This window comes from Desulfosporosinus metallidurans (assembly GCF_001936615.1).
Taxonomy (GTDB): domain Bacteria; phylum Bacillota; class Desulfitobacteriia; order Desulfitobacteriales; family Desulfitobacteriaceae; genus Desulfosporosinus; species Desulfosporosinus metallidurans.
Genome location: NZ_MLBF01000231.1, coordinates 1 through 292, shown reverse-complemented (window position 1 = coordinate 292; position 292 = coordinate 1). Strand labels below are relative to the sequence as shown.

The 292-nt window shown below is 40.8% G+C and carries 1 protein-coding gene; it reads left to right on the top strand.

Going from position 1 to position 292, the window contains the following annotated elements; genetic code table 11:
- The coding region (locus tag DSOL_RS29375; protein WP_235839024.1) for a S26 family signal peptidase at window positions 1-105 on the top strand (105 nt) is incomplete at its 5' end.
- Window positions 106-292: the final 187 nt, after the last annotated feature.

Genomic DNA, 292 nt, shown 5'->3' with positions numbered 1-292 from the left:
AGCGCTGACTCAAGGATGTGGGGTTTTTTACCTACTAAGAATATAACTGGCCGGAGTCTAGTTCGCTATTGGCCAATAGATCAATTTGGTCCTCTTGCCCGTTAGGTGGGAACTTAGGTACAGGACATGATACCAATTTTTATTTGTTCTTATAGAAAATTTATAACCTAAAATATTCAATAAACTACCACACACCAGCCACATTTTGATGAATATGAGTTTAGCTAGTAGGCGTGTCGTCGCCAACATTCATTAAATGTTGGCGACACCCCGAACCACTTTAGTGGTCCTC